Here is a 16,736-nt window from a genome sequence, read left to right as displayed (position 1 = left end):
GAACATTGCCGGGTTACGATCTCGACTACCAAGCGGCTACCAAGCTCAGCGTTGAGTACCAGGAGTCAAGATCGTGAGCGTCACCCAGCAGAAGACGGGGCCGGCGGCGGAGGAGGCAAGGTCCTCCGACCGCCTCGGCTTCGTCGTCTTCATCACCGCCGCCGCGGCCCTCGGCGGCTTCCTGTTCGGCTACGACAGCTCCGTGATCAACGGCGCCGTCTCCGGGATCCAGGACCGGTTCGGCGTCGGCGACGGCGTGACCGGTCTGATCGTCTCCTCGGCGCTGCTCGGCTCGGCCGTCGGCGCCGCGCTGGCCGGCCGGTTCGCCGACCGGTACGGCCGGATCAAGGTGATGAAGGCCGGCGCCCTGCTCTTCGCGGTCAGCGCGATCGGCTCGATGCTCCCGTTCTCCGCCTGGGACCTCGCCTGCTGGCGGGTCCTCGGCGGCGCGGCCATCGGCATCGCCTCGGTGATCGCCCCGACCTACATCGCCGAGGTGGCGCCGACCCGCTACCGCGGCCGGCTGGCCTCCTTCCAGCAGGCCGCCATCGTGCTCGGCATCGCGATCTCCCAGCTGGTCAACTGGGTGCTGGCGGACGCCGCCGGCGGCGACACCCGCGGCCACCTGCTCGGCCTGGAGGCCTGGCAGTGGATGCTCGGCATCTGCGTCCTGCCGGCCGTCGTCTACTTCGTGCTCTCCTCGATGATCCCGGAGTCCCCGCGCTACCTGATCTCGGCCGGCCGGCTGGACGAGGCCCGCGGCGTGCTCGCCGAGGTCGAGGGCAAGGACTCCGACACCGACGCCCGGATCGCCGAGATCCAGGCCCTGATCGCCTCCGACCACCGCCCGCGCTTCCGCGACCTGCTCGGCGGGCGCTTCGGCCTGCTGCCGATCGTCTGGGTCGGCATCGGCCTCTCGGTCTTCCAGCAGCTGGTCGGCATCAACGTGATCTTCTACTACTCGTCGATCCTCTGGCAGTCGGTCGGCATCGACCAGAGCAACTCGCTGCTGATCAGCTTCATCGGCTCGGTCATCAACATCCTCGGCACCGTGGTCGCGATCCTGCTGGTGGACCGGATCGGCCGCAAGCCGCTCGCCCTGATCGGCTCGGCCGGCATGGCCGTCGCCCTGGCCGCCTGTGGCTGGGCGTTCTCCTCCGCCACCGGCAGCGGCGCCGACGTCACCCTCCCGGACCTCCAGGGCACCGTCGCGCTGATCGCCGCCAACGCCTTCGTGCTGTTCTTCGCGATGTCCTGGGGCGTGGTCGTCTGGGTGATGCTCGGCGAGATGTTCCCCAACCGCATCCGCGCCGCCGCGCTCTCCGTCGCCGCCTCCGCGCAGTGGATCGCCAACTGGGCGATCACCGTCTCGTTCCCCTCGCTCTCGCGCTCGAACCTGTCCGCGACGTACCTGGTCTACGCGGGCTTCGCGGCGCTGTCGATCCTCTTCGTGGCACGGTTCATGAAGGAGACCAAGGGCGTCCGCCTGGAGGACATGGGCTGATCCGACGGTCGGACCTTCGGCCCCCGCACCATAGCGTCCCCGGCGCCGGTGCGGGGGCCGAATCGTTCACTCCCTGCGGCGGCGCGCACGCCTCCGGTACTCCTGGTGGCCAGGAGGGATGAGTCCTTGATCTTCAACCGGCTTCGCGCCCGCACCGCCCGCAGAGTGGTGGCAGCACCGGCCACCGGCTGCCCGTACGCCCACGCTCACCCCGCGCCGACGCCCCCGCCCGCGTCCGCCTTTCCCGGGATCGCGCGTTCCGCGGCCGTGGGTTCCCCCGCCGGGGCCGCCGCCGGGGACGCCGCCGCCCCGGGCCCCCGGGCCGCCGGGCAGCCCGCCGGGCGGCCGACCGAGCACGTCACCGGTCCGCTCGCGCACCAGCACCAGTCCCAGCACCAGCGCCGGCACCAGCACCCGGCCGGCGAGGCGGACCGGCCCTCGGACGCGCCGGAGGAGGCCGCCGCGCCACGGGCCGGCACCGTGGACGCGGCCGCCGTCCCGTTCACCGATCCCGACCAGGCCGCCGACTTCGTCCGGCAGTTCCACCACGAGCAGCCCGCCGCCGGGGACCCGGCCGCGCGACTGCGGGCCGTCCTCGACGAGATCGACCGCACCGGCACCTACGAGCACACCCCCGCCGAACTCGCGTACGGCGCCAAGCTCGCCTGGCGCAACGCGGCGCGCTGCATCGGCCGGCTGTACTGGCGCAGCCTGGTCGTCCGCGACCTGCGGCACCTGGGCGCCGCCGACGACATCGCCGCCGAGTGCTTCGAGCACCTGCGGCTGGCCGGCAACGGCGGGCGGATCCGCCCGGTGATCTCGGTGTTCGCCCCCGACCGGCCCGGCCGCCCGGCCGCCCGCATCCTCAACCAGCAGCTGGTCCGCTACGCCGGACACCCCGGCCCGGACGGCGCCTGGATCGGCGACCCGGCCGGGGCCCGGCTCGCCGCCCGGGCCCGGGACCTCGGCTGGAAGTGCGGCGAGGAGCGGTTCGAGGTGCTGCCGCTGCTGGTCCAGGAACGCCCCGGGGAACGCCCCGAGTGGTACGAGCTGCCGGACGGCAGCACGCTCGAGGTCGAGCTCGTCCACCCCGACCACGACTGGTTCGCCGAGCTGGGCCTGCGCTGGTACGCGGTGCCCGCGATCAGCGACATGACGCTGGAGATCGGCGGCGTCCGCTACCCCACCGCGCCGTTCAACGGCTGGTACATGGGCACCGAGATCGGCGCCCGCAACCTCGCCGACGCCGACCGGTACGACATGCTGGCGACCGTCGCCGAGCGGCTCGGCCTGGACACCTCCAGCGACCGCACGCTCTGGCGCGACCGGGCGCTGGTGGAGTTGAACGTGGCGGTGCTGCACTCGTTCCAGGAGGCCGGGGTGACGATGGCCGACCACCACACCGAGTCGGAGCGGTTCCTCAAGCACGTCGCCCAGGAGAAGCGGCTCGGGCGGCCCACCCCGGCCGACTGGAGCTGGATCGTGCCGCCCGTCTCCGGGGGGCTGACCCCCGTCTACCACCGGTACTACGACCCGGTGGACCCCTCGCTGCGGCCCGCCTTCGTCGCCCGCGAACCGTGGTGATCCGCGGGGACGGTACGGTCGGCGCCGGTGGCGCGGCCGGTTCAGGCGCCGGTGGTCCCGCCGGTTCAGGCGCCGGTCGTCCGGCCGGTCCCCGGGGCCTCGGCGGTCCGCCCGGTCCCGGCGCCGGTGGTCCGGACGGACCCCGTGGCCTCGGCGGTCCCGCCGGTTCCGGCGCCCCGGACCGTCCGCTCGTACCGTAGGGCGAGCCCCTCCAGCAGCGCCTCCAGTCCGGTCTCGAACGCGCCCTCGTCGATCGCGCCGCGGTGCTCGGCCAGCCGGTGCGCCTCGCCGAGGTGCGGGTAGTCCGTGGCGTCGTACACCCCGGCGTCCTCGGGGAAGCCCGCCGCGAACGACGCCAGCGCCGAGCCGGCCACGAAGTACCGCATCAGCGCACCGATCCGGGTGGCCTGTCCGCGCGGCCACCCGGCCTCCACCAGGCAGCCGAAGACGGCGTCGGCCAGCCGCAGCGCGTTCGGCCGCCGCCCGGGGCCCTGGGCGAGCACCGGGACGATGTTGGGGTGCGCGGCCAGGGCGGCCCGGTAGGAGCGGGCCCAGTCGCGCAGCGCCTCCGGCCAGGGCACGGCCGCGCCCGCCGGGCCGCGGGCGAACATCGACAGGTCGACCTCCCCCATCACGCCGTCCACCACCGCGTCCAGCAGCTCGTCCTTGGTGGCGAAGTGGTTGTAGAGCGAGGGCCCGCTGACCGACAGCTCGGTGGCGAGCCGGCGGGTGGAGAGCGCGGCCAGACCCTCGGCGTCGACGAGCTGGAGCGCGGCCGTGACGATGCGCTCGCGGCTGAGCAGGGGGGTGCGCGGGCGGGCCATCGTCGTGGTTCCTCCGGTCGGGTGGGTGGGGACCGATTCTGGCAGGTGCCCCTTCCCAGCGTGGGCCGGTCGGGGCTACAGTCCCGGTAAAACTTGCAGCGCTAGTTTATCGGTGGATCGCTTCGGCCACCGGCCCCACCGCTGCCCGGTCGCGCCATCGGGCGCCGCTCCGGCGGGGTGTGACAGAAGGGGTGTCGATGAACCTGGAGCTCTCCGAGGAGCAGGCCGCGCTCCGCGACCTCGCGGCCGCCTTCACCGACCGCGAGATCGTCCCGTACGCCGCCGAGTGGGACCGCGCCGAGTCCGTCGACCGCGCGATCATCGGCAAGCTCGGCAAACTCGGCCTGCTCGGTCTCACCCTCCCCGAGGAGTACGGCGGCAGCGGCGGCGACCACCTCGCCTACTGCCTGGCCCTGGAGGAACTCGGCCGGGGCGACTCGGCCGTGCGCGGCATCGTCTCGGTCTCGCTCGGCCTGGTCGCCAAGTCGGTCAACAGCCACGGCACCGAGGAACAGAAGCGCGAGTGGCTGCCCCGGCTCACCTCCGGCGAGGCGCTCGGCTGCTTCGCGCTCACCGAGCCCGGCACCGGCTCGGACGCCGCCAACCTCACCACCCGGGCGGTCCGGGACGGCGGAGACTGGCTGATCAGCGGCGCCAAGATGTTCATCACCAACGGGACCTGGGCCGACGTCGCCCTGGTCTTCGCCCGCACCGGTGAGGCCGGCCACCGCGGCGTCACCGCCTTCCTCGTCCCCACCGGGCTGCCCGGCTTCACCCGCACCGAGATCCACGGCAAGCTCGGCCTGCGGGGCCAGGCCACCGCCGAACTCGCCTTCGACGCCGTCCGGGTGCCCGACTCCGCTCGGCTCGGCGAGGTCGGCAAGGGGTTCACGGTGGCGATGGCGGCGCTCGCCAAGGGCCGGATGTCGGTCGCCGCCGGGTGCGTCGGCATCGCCCGGGCCTGCCGGGACGCCGCCGTCCGGTACGCGGGCGAGCGCGAGCAGTTCGGCAAGCCCATCGCCTCGCACCAGCTGGTGCAGGAACTGCTCGCCGACATCGCCGTGGACGTCGAGGCCGCCCGGCTGCTCACCTGGAAGGTCGCCGACCACATCGACCGCGGCCTGCCGTTCGCCACCGAGTCCTCCGTCGCCAAGCTCTACGCCAGCGAGGCCGCCGTCCGGGCCGCCAACAACGCGCTCCAGGTGTTCGGCGGGTACGGGTTCATCGACGAGTACCCGGTCGGCAAGTACCTGCGCGACGCGCGGGTGATGACCCTCTACGAGGGCACCAGCCAGATCCACAAGCTGCTCATCGGGCGCGCGCTCACCGGCGTCAACGCCTTCTGACCCGACCCTCGCCACGCCCGCGCCGCCCCGGAGCCGCACCCGCCGGCACGAGCCACGCCCGCGGCACCATTGCTGACCCACCCTGTGACAGAAACCCCCACCACCGGATAAGGAGCCCGACGACGTGCGTCCTGTCTACTTCGCCGCAGCCCGCCGCACACCCATCGGCCGGCTGCGCGGAGCGCTCGCCACGGTCCGCCCCGACGACCTCTCGGCCACCGTGCTGCGCGCCCTGCTCGCCGACCTGCCCGCCCTCGACCCCGCCCGGATCGACGACGTCTACTGGGGCGCCGCGAACCAGGCCGGCGAGGACAACCGCAACGCCGCCCGGATGGCCGTCCTGCTCGCCGGCCTGCCCGACACCGTCCCCGGCGCCACCGTCAACCGGCTCTGCGCCTCCGGCCTGGAGGCCGTCACCATGGCGGCCCGGGCGATCGGCTCCGGCGAGGCCGACGTGGTGGTGGCCGGCGGCTGCGAGTCGATGACCCGCGCCCCCTTCGTCCTCCCCCGCCCGGACGAGGCGCTGCCGCACCGGATCGAGACCTACGACACCCGGCTCGGCTGGCGGCTCACCAACCCGCGGATGGCCGACCTGCACGGCGTCCTGTCCATGGGCGAGACCGCCGAGGAGGTCGCCACCCGGTACGGGATCACCCGCGAGCGCCAGGACGCCTTCGCGCTGCGCAGCCACCAGCTGGCCGCCGCCGCCCGCAAGGACGGCCACTTCGACGCCGAGCTGATCCCGGTCGAGCGGCCGGACGGGGTGACGGTCGCCCAGGACGAGGGCATCCGCGAGGACACCAGCCTGGAGAAGCTGGCCCGGCTCAAGCCCGCGTTCCGGGCGGGCGGCACCGTGACGGCGGGCAACGCCTCGCCGATGAACGACGGCGCGGCCGGCCTGGTACTGGTCAGCGAGGAGGCGCTCGGCGACCTCGGGCTCCAGCCGCTCGGCCGCTACGTCGCGGGCGCCTCGGCCGGCGTCCACCCGGACGTGATGGGCGTCGGCCCGGTGCCGGCCACCCGCAAGGCGCTCGGCCGGGTCGGCTGGTCGGTCGGCTCGCTGGAGGAGGCCGAGCTCAACGAGGCGTTCGCGGCCCAGGTCCTGGCCAGCATCGACCAGTTGGGCATCGACCCGGACCTGGTCAACCCGACCGGCGGCGCCATCGCCCTCGGCCACCCGCTGGGCGGCTCCGGCGCCCGCATCCTCACCACCCTGCTGCACCGGATGCGCCGCAGCGGCGCCCGCCGCGGCCTGGCGACCATGTGCGTGGGCGTCGGCCAGGGCACGGCCGTGCTGGTGGAATCGGCCTGAGGGGCCGTCCGGCAACTCACAGACGACCGCTGACAGGCGACGGCTGACAGATGACGACTGACAACTAACAGCTGACAGATTTCAACTTTCATCATCTGTCAGCTGTCAGCTGTCATCTGTTCGCGGCGCCAGGTCCGCATCCCACGTTCGCATCGCACAAGGAGCAGTTGCAGTGACTCGTTTCGCAGGCAAGGTCGCCGTCGTCACCGGCGCGGCGCAGGGCATCGGCGCGGCCACCGCGCGGCGGCTGGCGGAGGAGGGTGCGGCCGTCGCCGTGGTCGACCTCACCGCCGAGCGCGCCGCCGCCACGGTCGAGGAGATCACCGCCAAGGGCGGCACCGCGCGCGCGTACGGCTGCGACGTGGCCGACTACGACGCCGTGGAGGCCGTGTTCGCGCAGGTGGCGCAGGATCTCGGCGGCGTGCACATCCTGGTCAACAACGCGGGGATCACCCGGGACAACCTGTTCTTCAAGATGCCCAAGTCCGACTGGGACGCGGTGCTGACGGTCAACCTGACCAGCGCCTACAACTGCAGCCACGTCGCGCAGAAGTACATGGTGGCGCAGAAGTACGGCAAGATCGTCTCACTCAGCTCGCGCTCGGCGCTCGGCAACCGGGGCCAGGCCAACTACGCCGCCGCCAAGGCCGGCATCCAGGGGCTGACCGCCACCCTGGCGATCGAGCTGGGCCCGTTCAACATCAACGTCAACGCCGTCGCCCCCGGCTACATCGCCACCGCGATGACCGCCGCCACCGCCGAGCGGGTCGGCGCCACGGCCGAGGACCACCAGACGGAGGTCGCCGCCCGGACGCCGCTGCGGCGGGTCGGCCAGCCGGAGGAGATCGCCTCGGTGGTCGCCTTCCTGGCCAGCGAGGACGCCTCCTACGTCAGCGGACAGACCCTGTACGTCAACGGTGGGGCGCGCTGACCACACTCACGAATTCCTGACGTCACGTCAGATTGCCGTCCCCGGCGATGGGTTACTTTCGCCTGGGACGGCCTTTACCTTTTCCGGTGGCCAGGCGCGACCATGCCGACAGTACGAAATGACTATGGCATGATCATGCGGCACTCGATGGGATGGCCGGACCGACCCGACCGGACCAGGTCGGGCCCTGCGTCCCAAGGAGTCCCATGGGCAGCCGCCCCGTCACCCTCCGCCGCGCCCTGTCCGTGCTCGCCGCCGGGGCCACCGCCCTCGCCGCCGGCACGCTCTCCGTCCCGACCGTGAGCGCCACCGCGGCCTCCGGCAGCCTGGCCGGCGTGCACGTCCGCCCCGCCTCCAGCGGTCACATCAGCGCCACCGGACGCACCGCGCCGCTGCCCACCTCACAGTGCGTCAGCCAGATCGGCATCCACTGCTACTCCCCGCTCCAGTACCGGACCGCCTACAACCTCGACCCGCTGTACCAGGAGGGCATCACCGGCAAGGGCCGGACCATCGTCATCGTCGACTCGTTCGGCTCCCCGACCATCCAGCACGACCTGGAGGTCTTCGACAAGCAGTGGGGCATCCCCGACACCCAGGTCGAGGTGGTCAAGTGGGGCAACGTCCCGGAGTTCGACCCGAAGAACCCGGAGCACACCGGCTGGGCCGGCGAGACCACCCTCGACGTCGAGTACGCCCACGCCATCGCCCCCGACGCGCACATCATCCTGGTCGAGACCGGCGTGGCCGAGACCGAGGGCACCACCGGTCTGCCCGAGATGATGGACGCCGAGAAGGCCCTGATCAAGGCCGGCAAGGCCGACGTGATCTCGCAGAGCTTCGGCGCCACCGAGAACACCTTCCCCGGCTTCGCCAAGGGCGACTTCAAGTCGCTCACCGACCTGCGGTACGCCTTCAAGGAGGCCGCCGCCCACGACGTCACCGTGCTCGCCGCCTCCGGCGACGACGGCGCGACCGACGCCCAGGAGAACGGCGAGGACCTGTACCCGTACCGGGTCAACTCCTGGCCCTCCAGCGACCCGCTGGTCACCTCGATCGGCGGCACCCAGCTCAGCCTGGACGACGCCGGCAAGCGCACCGCGCCGGACAAGGTCTGGCACGACAAGTACGGCGCGGGCGGCGGCGGGGTCTCCGGCGTCTTCGAGCGGCCCTGGTACCAGACCGGCGTGGCCGGGGTCACCGGCAACCACCGCGGCACGCCGGACATCAGCATGAGCGCCGCCGTGGACGGCGCCGCCTGGACGTACGAGTCCTACGACCCCACGTCCGTCGGCTGGCACCTCACCGGCGGCACCAGCGAGGCCACGCCGATCTTCTCCGGCGTCGTCGCCCTCGCCGACCAGCTCGCCGGGCACCGCCTCGGCCAGCTCAACTGGCGCCTCTACGGCCTCAACCTGCTCCCGCAGCAGTGGAGCGGCCTGGTCGACGTGACCGACGGCGACAACTCCTGGGACAAGGTGACGGGCTACCAGGCCGCCAAGGGCTACGACCTCGCCAGCGGCCTCGGCACCATCGACGGAGCCAAGTTCGTCCACGCCATCGCGGGCCGCTGACCGCCGCACCACCACCGAGGGGAAGCCGGCCCGCCCGGCTTCCCCTCGCGCACACCCGGCCGGCCCAGCGGCCGCACAGGACGTCGGACCCGCCGACTTCCCACGCCGGGCCACGCGGGCGCCCGGCCCGCAGCACGGGAGGTCGGCCCGGCCGACTTCCCGTGCAGGGCGCGGGGTGTCAGGAGGGGTCGGATCGGGTGGGGGTGGCGGCGAGGTGGGCGAGGTGGCGTTCGGCGGCGCGGAGCTTGCGGCCGTCGGGGCCGGGGAGGTAGGCGCGCAGCTCGATGATCTCGGGGGCCATGCGGATGGCCTCCGCGCGGTCCGGGATCGCCCGCCAACAGGCTTCGGCGTTGGTGGCCGCCTGCTGGGTCTCGGGGTGGTCCGGGCCCTGGGAGCGGAGCAGGGTCAGCGCGACCTCGCGGTAGATGTCCGCCGCCTCGATCGTCTTGCCGGCGAGGCGGCACACGTGGGCGCGGACCTGACGCACCTGGAGGACCGGTTCGGAAACCGCGCCGTGTTCGGCGATCGCCTCCAGTTCGAGGGCGAAGGCGAGGTCGGTGGCGGCGGCGTGGTCCCCGGCGTCGGCGCTGCGGACGATCCGGCCGATCACCTCGCGGTAGTCCGCCCGGGGCTGCGAGGCGTCCGGCTCGGGCGAGGCGGGAGCCTCGTCCTCGGGCACCGCCTCCTCCCGCGCGGCGTCCTCGGGGATCGCGTCCTCGGGGATCGCGTCCTGCCGCACCGCGCTCTCCCGCACGGCGTCCTCGGGCACGGCGTCCTCGGGCACGGTGTCCTCGGGAACGGCGTCCTCGGGGATGGTGTCCTCGGGGGTCGCGGCACTCGGCGTCTCGGGGGCCGCAGCGGCCGCCGCGGACTTGGTGAGGGTGACCGCGCCGTCCAGGGTCGGGCGCCAGGCGTAGGCCTTGACCAGGTCGACGGGCCGGGCCGGGGGCGGGGGTGTGGGCGGGACGCTGGGCTTGAGCAGGTTCACCGGGCCGTCGGACGACGCCGCCGCCGCGACCACGGACCCCGGCGTCGGCCCGGACACCTGCGGGACCGAACCCGCGACCGAGCCCGGGACCGCCCCGGAGACCGCCGCCGAGGCGAACGCCGCCGCCGCGGGCTTGTCCAGGGTGACCAGGGGTCGCCGCACCGGCACCGCATCACGCGGCACCGCATCACGCGGCGCACCGTCGCGCGTCCCGGCGTCGCGGATCCCCGCGTCCCGGGCCGCCGCCGGGCGGGGCAGCAGCGCGGCGGGGAGCGGGCCGTCGTAGGGGACGGTGTCCACCACGCCGTCCGTGCGGCGGGCGGTGTTGCGGAAGAACGGGCGGTTCGGCGCGTGGGTGGCCAGGATGATCACGTCCGGCCGCAGCACCGAGTACACCTGCTGGCGCAGCTGTTCGGGGGCGAGGACGGCGTCGGCGCCGGGGCGGCCGCCGTGCAGGGCCTCGATCAGGGCGCGGGTGAAGGTGCCGATCTGTTCCGGGTCGGGGCTGACCACGGCCCAGAGCGGGAGCCCGTCGGCGAGCGGGGAGACGGTGCCCTGGAGGAACGGCCAGGCGTTCTGGTCGGCGCTCAGGTCGGCGATCACGAGGGTCTGCCACTCGGCGGGCCGGTGCCGCAGCTCGCCTGCGACGGACTGCCAGGCGAGGCCGTCCTGCCGGACGCTGCCGGGCTTGGAGTCGCGCAGGGTGAGGTGCAGTTGGCCGCCGCGCTTGTCGGCGAGCAGGTGGCCGCCGAGGTGGACGAGCAGCGGCCCGGGGTGCCGGGCGGCGGCCCGGAGGTGGGCGAGCACGGTGTGCGGGTCGCTGGCACCGGGGAGGTGCACGGCGTCGACGGCGTCGGCCGCGAGCAGGACCTGCGGGGAGACGGCGGCGAGCATCGCGGAGAGGACGGGTGCCTGGGTCGGTCCGCCGCGTCCCCAGGTGCGGCGGCCGGAGGTGCCGTAGCCGCCCTCGACGACCAGGATCCGACCGCGCGGCGCGGACCCGAGGCCGCCCGGGCCGGACGCGCCGAGGGGGATGCCGTGCGCGGGGGTGGTCCCGGGAACGGGGGTGGTCCCGGGTACGGGGAACGGCAGCGGTGTGGCGGACGGCGGCGGGGCCACGGCGGGCATGCCGGTGACGGTCCATCCGGTCGGCGGCGCCATCGGCGCGGCGGGCACGGGCGCGGGACCGGGCCCCGGGGTCTGCCCTGCCCCCGGCACGGACGGCTGGGCCGGGACCGGGGCCGGTACCGGCGCGGGCACCGGCGTCGGCGGCGGCTCGTACAGCGCGGCCGGCCCGGGCGGGTGCTCCTCGTACGCGTTGCGCGCGTGGTTCGGCGGCACGGCGTCCCGGGGAATCGCGTCGGCCACGTGATCGGGACCGCCGGGGACAGCCGTCGTCTCCGCCATCTCTGGTCACCGCCCCGCCCCGCCGCCCAGCGGCGTCTGACTGCCCTGCCCCGTGGTGCCTGTCACCACAGCCGTGTGCGCCACCCTACGAGATCCCGGCACGCCCGAGCCAGGCCGGGGCGGTGATCAAGGACGGGGCCGGCAGCCGGTACCCGGTCGCCGGCCATCGGCCGTCACCACGTGGCGCCGGGTCAGGCGGCCTCCGCCGCACCGACGGTCACCGTCGGGCCGCCCGGCCGAAGGGTGAACGCACCGGCACCGGCCTTCCGCTGCGGGACGGCGGGTGGTGCTGCGCCCGCGGGTCCGCGGGGTCACGGACGACGACGGCGGACCTTCGCCGAACAGCTACCGACAGCCGCCATCTCGTTGCGATGCGCGCCGCCCCCTCACCGAGGCCGACACCCAGCGTCACCGCTCCCCGGAAGGCTGAGCCGGAACCGTCCCCGTGGACGGCGCCCGACGGGGGAACGCAGTGCTTCCTGCACGAACGCCAGAACCGCATGATGTGCGCACCGGCAGCAGAGAGTCAGGCGATCGGCTGACTGCTCATCATCAATAACGATACCGTCGCGGGTCGCATCCCTGACACAAGGAGAGCCTCATGCCTGACGCGATGGACCACACGAAGCCGGTGCAACGCCAGACGGCGGCGGTGGCCGCCGAACCCGCCCAACTCAAGGTCGATTCCCCACCGGTCGGCTTCTGCGACGAGCCCACTGGCGCACTGGACGAAGAGATGGGACGGCACGTTCTCGGCGCCGGACGGACCAGCGACGGCGAGCCGCTCTACACCGGAGAGGACGCGTAGGACGAGACCGTCGACGCGGCGCACTGTCCCTGGCCTTCTTGGGCAGTGCGCCGGCGGTCAGCCGACCCGTTCGGATGCCTTCCCGATGCGCTGTCAGACGACGAGGGCGGCGGCGAGGGCGGCTCGACGAGGGCGGCCGTGATCAGGCTGTCGTGGGCCGACGGTCCTGGTCGTGCAGCTGCGAAGCTCCTACTCGGACGCATCGTCGTTGACCTTCTGCCTGAGCGCCTGAGCAGCGGCGAACGTGACCGCTCGGCTGACCCGGGACGGTGACGGACTCCCCGGTCTCCGGGTTCTCGGCAGGCCGTTCCGCCAGGTCGCGGACCCTGAAGGTGCCGAAGTCCGCCAGTCGTACCGGGGTCTCCCGCCGCCAGTGCGTCGCCGATCGCCCTGAGGGTGACCTTGACGACCTGCCTGGCGTTCACGAGGTCCGGGGTGCCTACACGAGTGCGCGTCCAGACCCGGATTCGCGTGTTCCTACGCGTCCTCAGCCGACCTCGCGCATCGGGTCGCGGACCTCCTCCCTGATACCCGGTCACGCTCCGGAGAGGAGGTCGCGCAGGAGGGCGACGGTGTCGGCGTCGAGCTCGCGGCCGGTGCGGCGGCTGAGGGCGTCGAGGCGGTTGACGGCGCGCAGGAGTTGGTCGCGCGCCCCGGCGGAGGCGTAGGCGTAGAAGAGGTCGCGGTGGAGGAGCTCGACGTTCGGGGCGACGGCCAGGCCGCGGAAGACGGCGGCCTCGGCGCTGCGGTGGTCTCCGTACTGGAGGCGGCGGGCGGCGAGTTCGTGGGCGGTGTCGACGATCGCGGCGATCATGTCCTGGCGTTCGGCCTCGGCCCAGCCGTAGGCGGCGGGCGGGGCCTCGGCGAACGGGGCGCCGCGGACCAGGGCGAGGGCGTGGGCGAGGGCCGCGTCGGCGGTGGCGCTGGTGCTGCGCATGCCGCGGCGGTAGAGGCTGCGGAACTCGTCCCAGTCGCAGGTGACGGTCGGGGCGAAGGTGTAGCCGTCGGGGGTGTCGGTGGGCAGGAAGGCCCGGCCCTCGGCCGAGCTGCCGAACCAGGCGGCCAGGTCGGCGAGTTTGGCCGGGAGCGGGCTCTTGGCGTCGGCGGCGGTGGGGTGCGGGTCGAGGTGGGCCGCGCCGGGGTGGAGGTCGTGGTCGAGGGCGTTGTGGTCGGCGCCGGGACGCAGGGCGAGGTAGGCGGCGAGTTCGGTGAGCCGGTGCAGGGCGGCCGGTTCGGCGGTGCCGGCGGCGCCGGCCACGTCGACCGGGCCGAGCAGCCGGATCCGGGGAGCGGTGCGGACGGCGTGCGCCTCGGGCGAGCGGAGGATGGCGAGCAGGTCGTCGCTGTCGCTGCGGACGGGCGTGGTGCGGGCCACCGGTGCGGTGGCGGCGGGGCCGGGGGCCGGCTCGGCGGTGCGCTCGGCGGCCCGCTCGGGGGACGGTTCCGCGGGCGGCTGGGGACGGGCGGGGACGCGGGGGTCGCCGCCGGTGACCGCGGGCGCGGGGTCGTGCGTCGGTGCGGGCTCGTACGCGGGCGGGCCCGCGGGGGCGGGGGCGGGCTCGGTCGGCGGCACCGGCTGGACGGGCTGGACGGGCGCGACGACGTCGGTCCCGGCGGCCGGGAGACGGAGGTTCTGCGTGGTCTCGTCCAGGTCCGCCGCCCGGATGCCAGGCTCAGCGGCACCGAGCTCCGCGGCACCGAGCTCCGCGGTACCGGGCCCCGCACCGGCCTCCGGGTCGGCCGGCCCCGACCGCCCCGCCGGGCCGGTCGGGCCGACCGGCATCGCGGGCACCACCGGCACGGCGGGAATCGCCGGGGCGGCGGCCTGTCGGCCGAGGCCGTTGGCGAGGAAGCGGGACGCGGGACCGCCCGCGGCGGTCGCCGCCGGGTCGGTGCCCGCGAACGGGCTGGCGCCGGTGCCGATGACCCGGGCGAGCAGCCGCGGCCCGGCCGCGTCGGCCGCGCCGTCGCCACCGTCCCCGACCGCCGCACCGGTCCCACCCAGCGCAGCGCCCGCGAAGCCGTCCGCCGGCTCACCCGCGAACCCGCCCGCGAACCCGCCCGCGAACCCGTCCGCGAACCCGTCCGGGTCGGCGCCGGCGGCACCGACCGCCGCCAGGACCGGTACGGGGCTGGGGAGTTCGGCCGGTTCGAGGTCGGTACCGGGGCCGTCCAGGGTCCAGGCGGGGGCGGGGTGCTGGGTGGTGTCGTCGGCGGCCCGGAGCAGCTCGGAGACCTGCTCGCACTGCTGGCCGGTCAGGCGCTGCAGCTCCAGGGTGAGGTGCAGGCCGGGGATGGTGGCCTGACCGGTGCTGGGCAGGGTCCAGCGGGCGACCGGGCCGGTGCCGCGCTCGGGCGCGCGGGTGATCACGGCGACGCAGGTCCGGGGGCGGGCGTCGAGCAGGCGGCCGAGCTCGGCGGGGATGTCGCCGCCGGGCTGGTGGGCGCAGAGCACGATCTCGGGGATCCACGACTCGTCGGCCTGGCCCCGGCTGCGCGCGTCCCGGGGGCTGGCCGCCTCGGCGGCGACCAGGGTGGCGCGGGCCTTGGCGGTGCGCGGGCCGAGGGCGGCGAGCGCGGCCTCCAGGCTGGGGTGGCGGTGGACCCGTTCGGCGGCCGGTCCGCTGATCGGCAGTTCCTCGGCGAGGTCGACCAGGTGCAGGTGCAGCCGGTCGGCGAGCGGGCTGTGGGCGAGTTCGAGGGCCAGGGTGCGCAGCACGTCGCGGGCGTCGTCCGGGTGGCCGGAGAGGTGGAGCAGCCGGACGGTCTCCAGGTCGGCGAGGACGACCGAGCCGTCGGGCGCGGTGCCGAGGGTGACCAGGGCCGGGTAGGGGGCGGCGCACTTGCGGGCCTGGGCGGGCGAGAGCAGGTCGCTGGAGTCGGCGGCGCACCACCAGACGTTGGGGGCGTGCGCGGCGCGGAACGGCGCGATCGGGGTGGCGGGGCCGGAGAGGTGGAGCTCGACGGTGTGGCCGGGGGTGACCCGGGCGGCGACGATGGCGGGCAGGCGCTTGCCGCCCCGGACGGTGTTGCGGGCCATGGTGCGCAGGGCGCGGTCGAGCAGGTCGAGGCCGCGGTCGTCCTGGCGGGCCCGCAGCTCGGCCTCGAAGGCGGCGGCCGGCGCGGCGGGCAGGGCGATGCGGTGCCGGGGACGGCGGGCGCGCAGCTGGGTGCCGCGCTTGTGGGCGACGGTGCCGACCATCATCGCGGCCAGCAGCACGCCGACGGTGGAGGCGGCGAGGGCGACGGTGTAGTCGTCGCTCGGGGCCGCCTCGGCGTGCGCGGCGGGGTCGGGGGCGTGGCCGGCGGGGGCCGACGAGGCGGGCGCGGGCGCCTGCGTGGCGGGGGCCGAAGGTGCGGGGGCGGGTGCCTGGGTGGCGGGCGCCGAAGGTGCGGGGGCCGAAGGTGGTGCGGGCGCAGGAGCAGGAGCGGGCGGCACCGGAGCCGGAGCGGGCGGCACCGGAGCCGGCACCGGAGCGGGTGCCGGTGCCCCCGGGAGCGTCAGCACCATCCCCGGCACCACCACGTCCGGGTCGGTGAGCCGTTCCCCGTCCGGCGCCTGGGCGCCCTTGTTCGCCTCGAATAGCTGCGGCCAGGCCTCGGCGTCCCCCAACTCCCGCTGGGCGATGGCCGACAGGCTGTCCCCGGCCGCCACCGTCACCGTGCCGTGCCCGCCGCCACCCGGCTGCGAGGTGCCCGGCGCACCCGGCGCCGGGGCGGGAACCGGGACCGGGGCGGGAGCGGGGGCCGGCGCCTTGGCCGCGTCGGCCTTGGCGTCGCCCGGCATCAGCAGCTCCCAGCCGGGCTGGATCGGCCGCTCCGCGTCGAAGCGGAGGCCCGAACCGTCCATCACCCGGCCGTCGTTGAGCTTGGCGATCTCCACCCACCGTTCTCCGGAGCCGAGTTGGCGCTCGGCGATGGACCAGAGGCTGTCGGCGGGCCGGCTGTCCCGGACGGTGTAGGTGGGGTGCTGGTCGGCGGCGGGCGCGAGGGCCGGCGCGGCCGGGGCGGCCGGCAGGGCGGCGCGCTGCGCTCCGACGGTCAACTGGGCCGGGGCGGCGGTGGCCTGGGCCCGGTCGGGGGTGGCGGCGAAGGACGAGCCGGCCACCGGCAGCAGCGCGATCACCGCGCCGACCAGGCCGGCCGCGAGCCGCTGGCTCCAGCCGAAGGCCGGGATCCGCCGGGCGATCCGCCCGCGCAGCTGGGCCGGGATCTCCAGCAGGACGGAGACGGCGAAGCAGAGCCAGCCCAGCCAGCCGACCGCGACCAGCAGCCAGAGGAAGAGCCGCCCGTCGTCGGGGCTGGTCAGCGCCTGCCCGACGCCGTCCGGCGCGACCTCGCCCATCGCGGCGACGGCCTGGGTGCCGTAGAGCAGGAGTGCGGGCACGCCGACCAGCAGCGCGACCAGGGCGAGCAGCGCCGCGACGGCGGTGAGCAGGGCCCCGCCCCGGTTGCCGC

The 16,736-nt window shown here is 75.0% G+C and carries 10 protein-coding genes and 1 pseudogene; 7 read left to right on the top strand and 4 right to left on the bottom strand.

The window, feature by feature from the left end; translation table 11 throughout:
* Window positions 1-73: 73 nt before the first annotated feature.
* Window positions 74-1,504: a sugar porter family MFS transporter gene (locus ACFVHB_RS13155; protein WP_380319716.1), complete on the top strand. Its 1,431-nt coding sequence runs from the start codon at window positions 74-76 to the stop codon at window positions 1,502-1,504.
* A 480-nt stretch (window positions 1,505-1,984) separates the two neighbouring features.
* Entirely contained in the window at window positions 1,985-3,088 is a 1,104-nt protein-coding gene (locus ACFVHB_RS13150; RefSeq protein ID WP_380319950.1) for a nitric oxide synthase oxygenase, read from the top strand.
* A 65-nt stretch (window positions 3,089-3,153) separates the two neighbouring features.
* Here ACFVHB_RS13150 and ACFVHB_RS13145 read toward each other — a convergent pair whose 3' ends face one another.
* Window positions 3,154-3,912 carry a TetR/AcrR family transcriptional regulator gene (locus ACFVHB_RS13145; protein WP_380319713.1) on the bottom strand — a complete coding sequence of 253 codons (759 nt, stop codon included), beginning with the start codon at window positions 3,910-3,912 and terminating at the stop codon, window positions 3,154-3,156.
* 197 nt (window positions 3,913-4,109) lie between these two features.
* Between ACFVHB_RS13145 and ACFVHB_RS13140 the strand changes: the two genes are divergently transcribed.
* The 4 genes from ACFVHB_RS13140 (at window position 4,110) to ACFVHB_RS13125 (ending at window position 9,075) form a co-directional block, all read left to right on the top strand.
* Window positions 4,110-5,258 (top strand): acyl-CoA dehydrogenase family protein, encoded by a 1,149-nt coding sequence (locus ACFVHB_RS13140; protein ID WP_380319710.1) that lies wholly within the window; start codon window positions 4,110-4,112, stop codon window positions 5,256-5,258.
* 124 nt (window positions 5,259-5,382) lie between these two features.
* Window positions 5,383-6,570: a thiolase family protein gene (locus tag ACFVHB_RS13135; RefSeq protein ID WP_380319707.1), complete on the top strand. Its 1,188-nt coding sequence runs from the start codon at window positions 5,383-5,385 to the stop codon at window positions 6,568-6,570.
* Between the two features lie 172 nt (window positions 6,571-6,742).
* Window positions 6,743-7,501, top strand: coding sequence for a 3-oxoacyl-ACP reductase FabG (gene fabG, locus ACFVHB_RS13130; RefSeq protein WP_380319705.1), 759 nt, complete (start codon window positions 6,743-6,745; stop codon window positions 7,499-7,501).
* Between the two features lie 206 nt (window positions 7,502-7,707).
* Complete coding sequence (locus tag ACFVHB_RS13125; protein WP_380319702.1) at window positions 7,708-9,075, top strand: S8 family serine peptidase; 1,368 nt, start codon at window positions 7,708-7,710, stop codon at window positions 9,073-9,075.
* Window positions 9,076-9,253: 178 nt separating this feature from the next.
* Here the strand turns inward: ACFVHB_RS13125 and ACFVHB_RS13120 are convergent, their stop codons facing one another.
* Window positions 9,254-11,470, bottom strand: a complete 2,217-nt coding sequence (locus tag ACFVHB_RS13120) for a hypothetical protein (protein ID WP_380319699.1) — start codon at window positions 11,468-11,470, stop codon at window positions 9,254-9,256.
* Between the two features lie 601 nt (window positions 11,471-12,071).
* Here ACFVHB_RS13120 and ACFVHB_RS13115 point away from each other — a divergent pair.
* A complete protein-coding gene (locus ACFVHB_RS13115) occupies window positions 12,072-12,278 on the top strand; it encodes a hypothetical protein (RefSeq protein WP_380319696.1) in 207 nt (68 codons plus the stop codon).
* 142 nt (window positions 12,279-12,420) lie between these two features.
* Here ACFVHB_RS13115 and ACFVHB_RS13110 read toward each other — a convergent pair.
* Both ACFVHB_RS13110 and ACFVHB_RS13105 read right to left on the bottom strand, forming a co-directional pair.
* Window positions 12,421-12,636, bottom strand: a pseudogene (locus ACFVHB_RS13110) (HU family DNA-binding protein); the annotation flags it as partial.
* A gap of 177 nt (window positions 12,637-12,813) precedes the next feature.
* On the bottom strand, window positions 12,814-16,736 hold a 3,923-nt coding region (locus tag ACFVHB_RS13105), incomplete at its 5' end, for a BTAD domain-containing putative transcriptional regulator (protein WP_380319693.1).

This window comes from Kitasatospora sp. NPDC127111, from assembly GCF_042677465.1.
Taxonomy (GTDB): domain Bacteria; phylum Actinomycetota; class Actinomycetes; order Streptomycetales; family Streptomycetaceae; genus Kitasatospora.
This window is presented reverse-complemented; position numbering and strand designations above follow the sequence as displayed.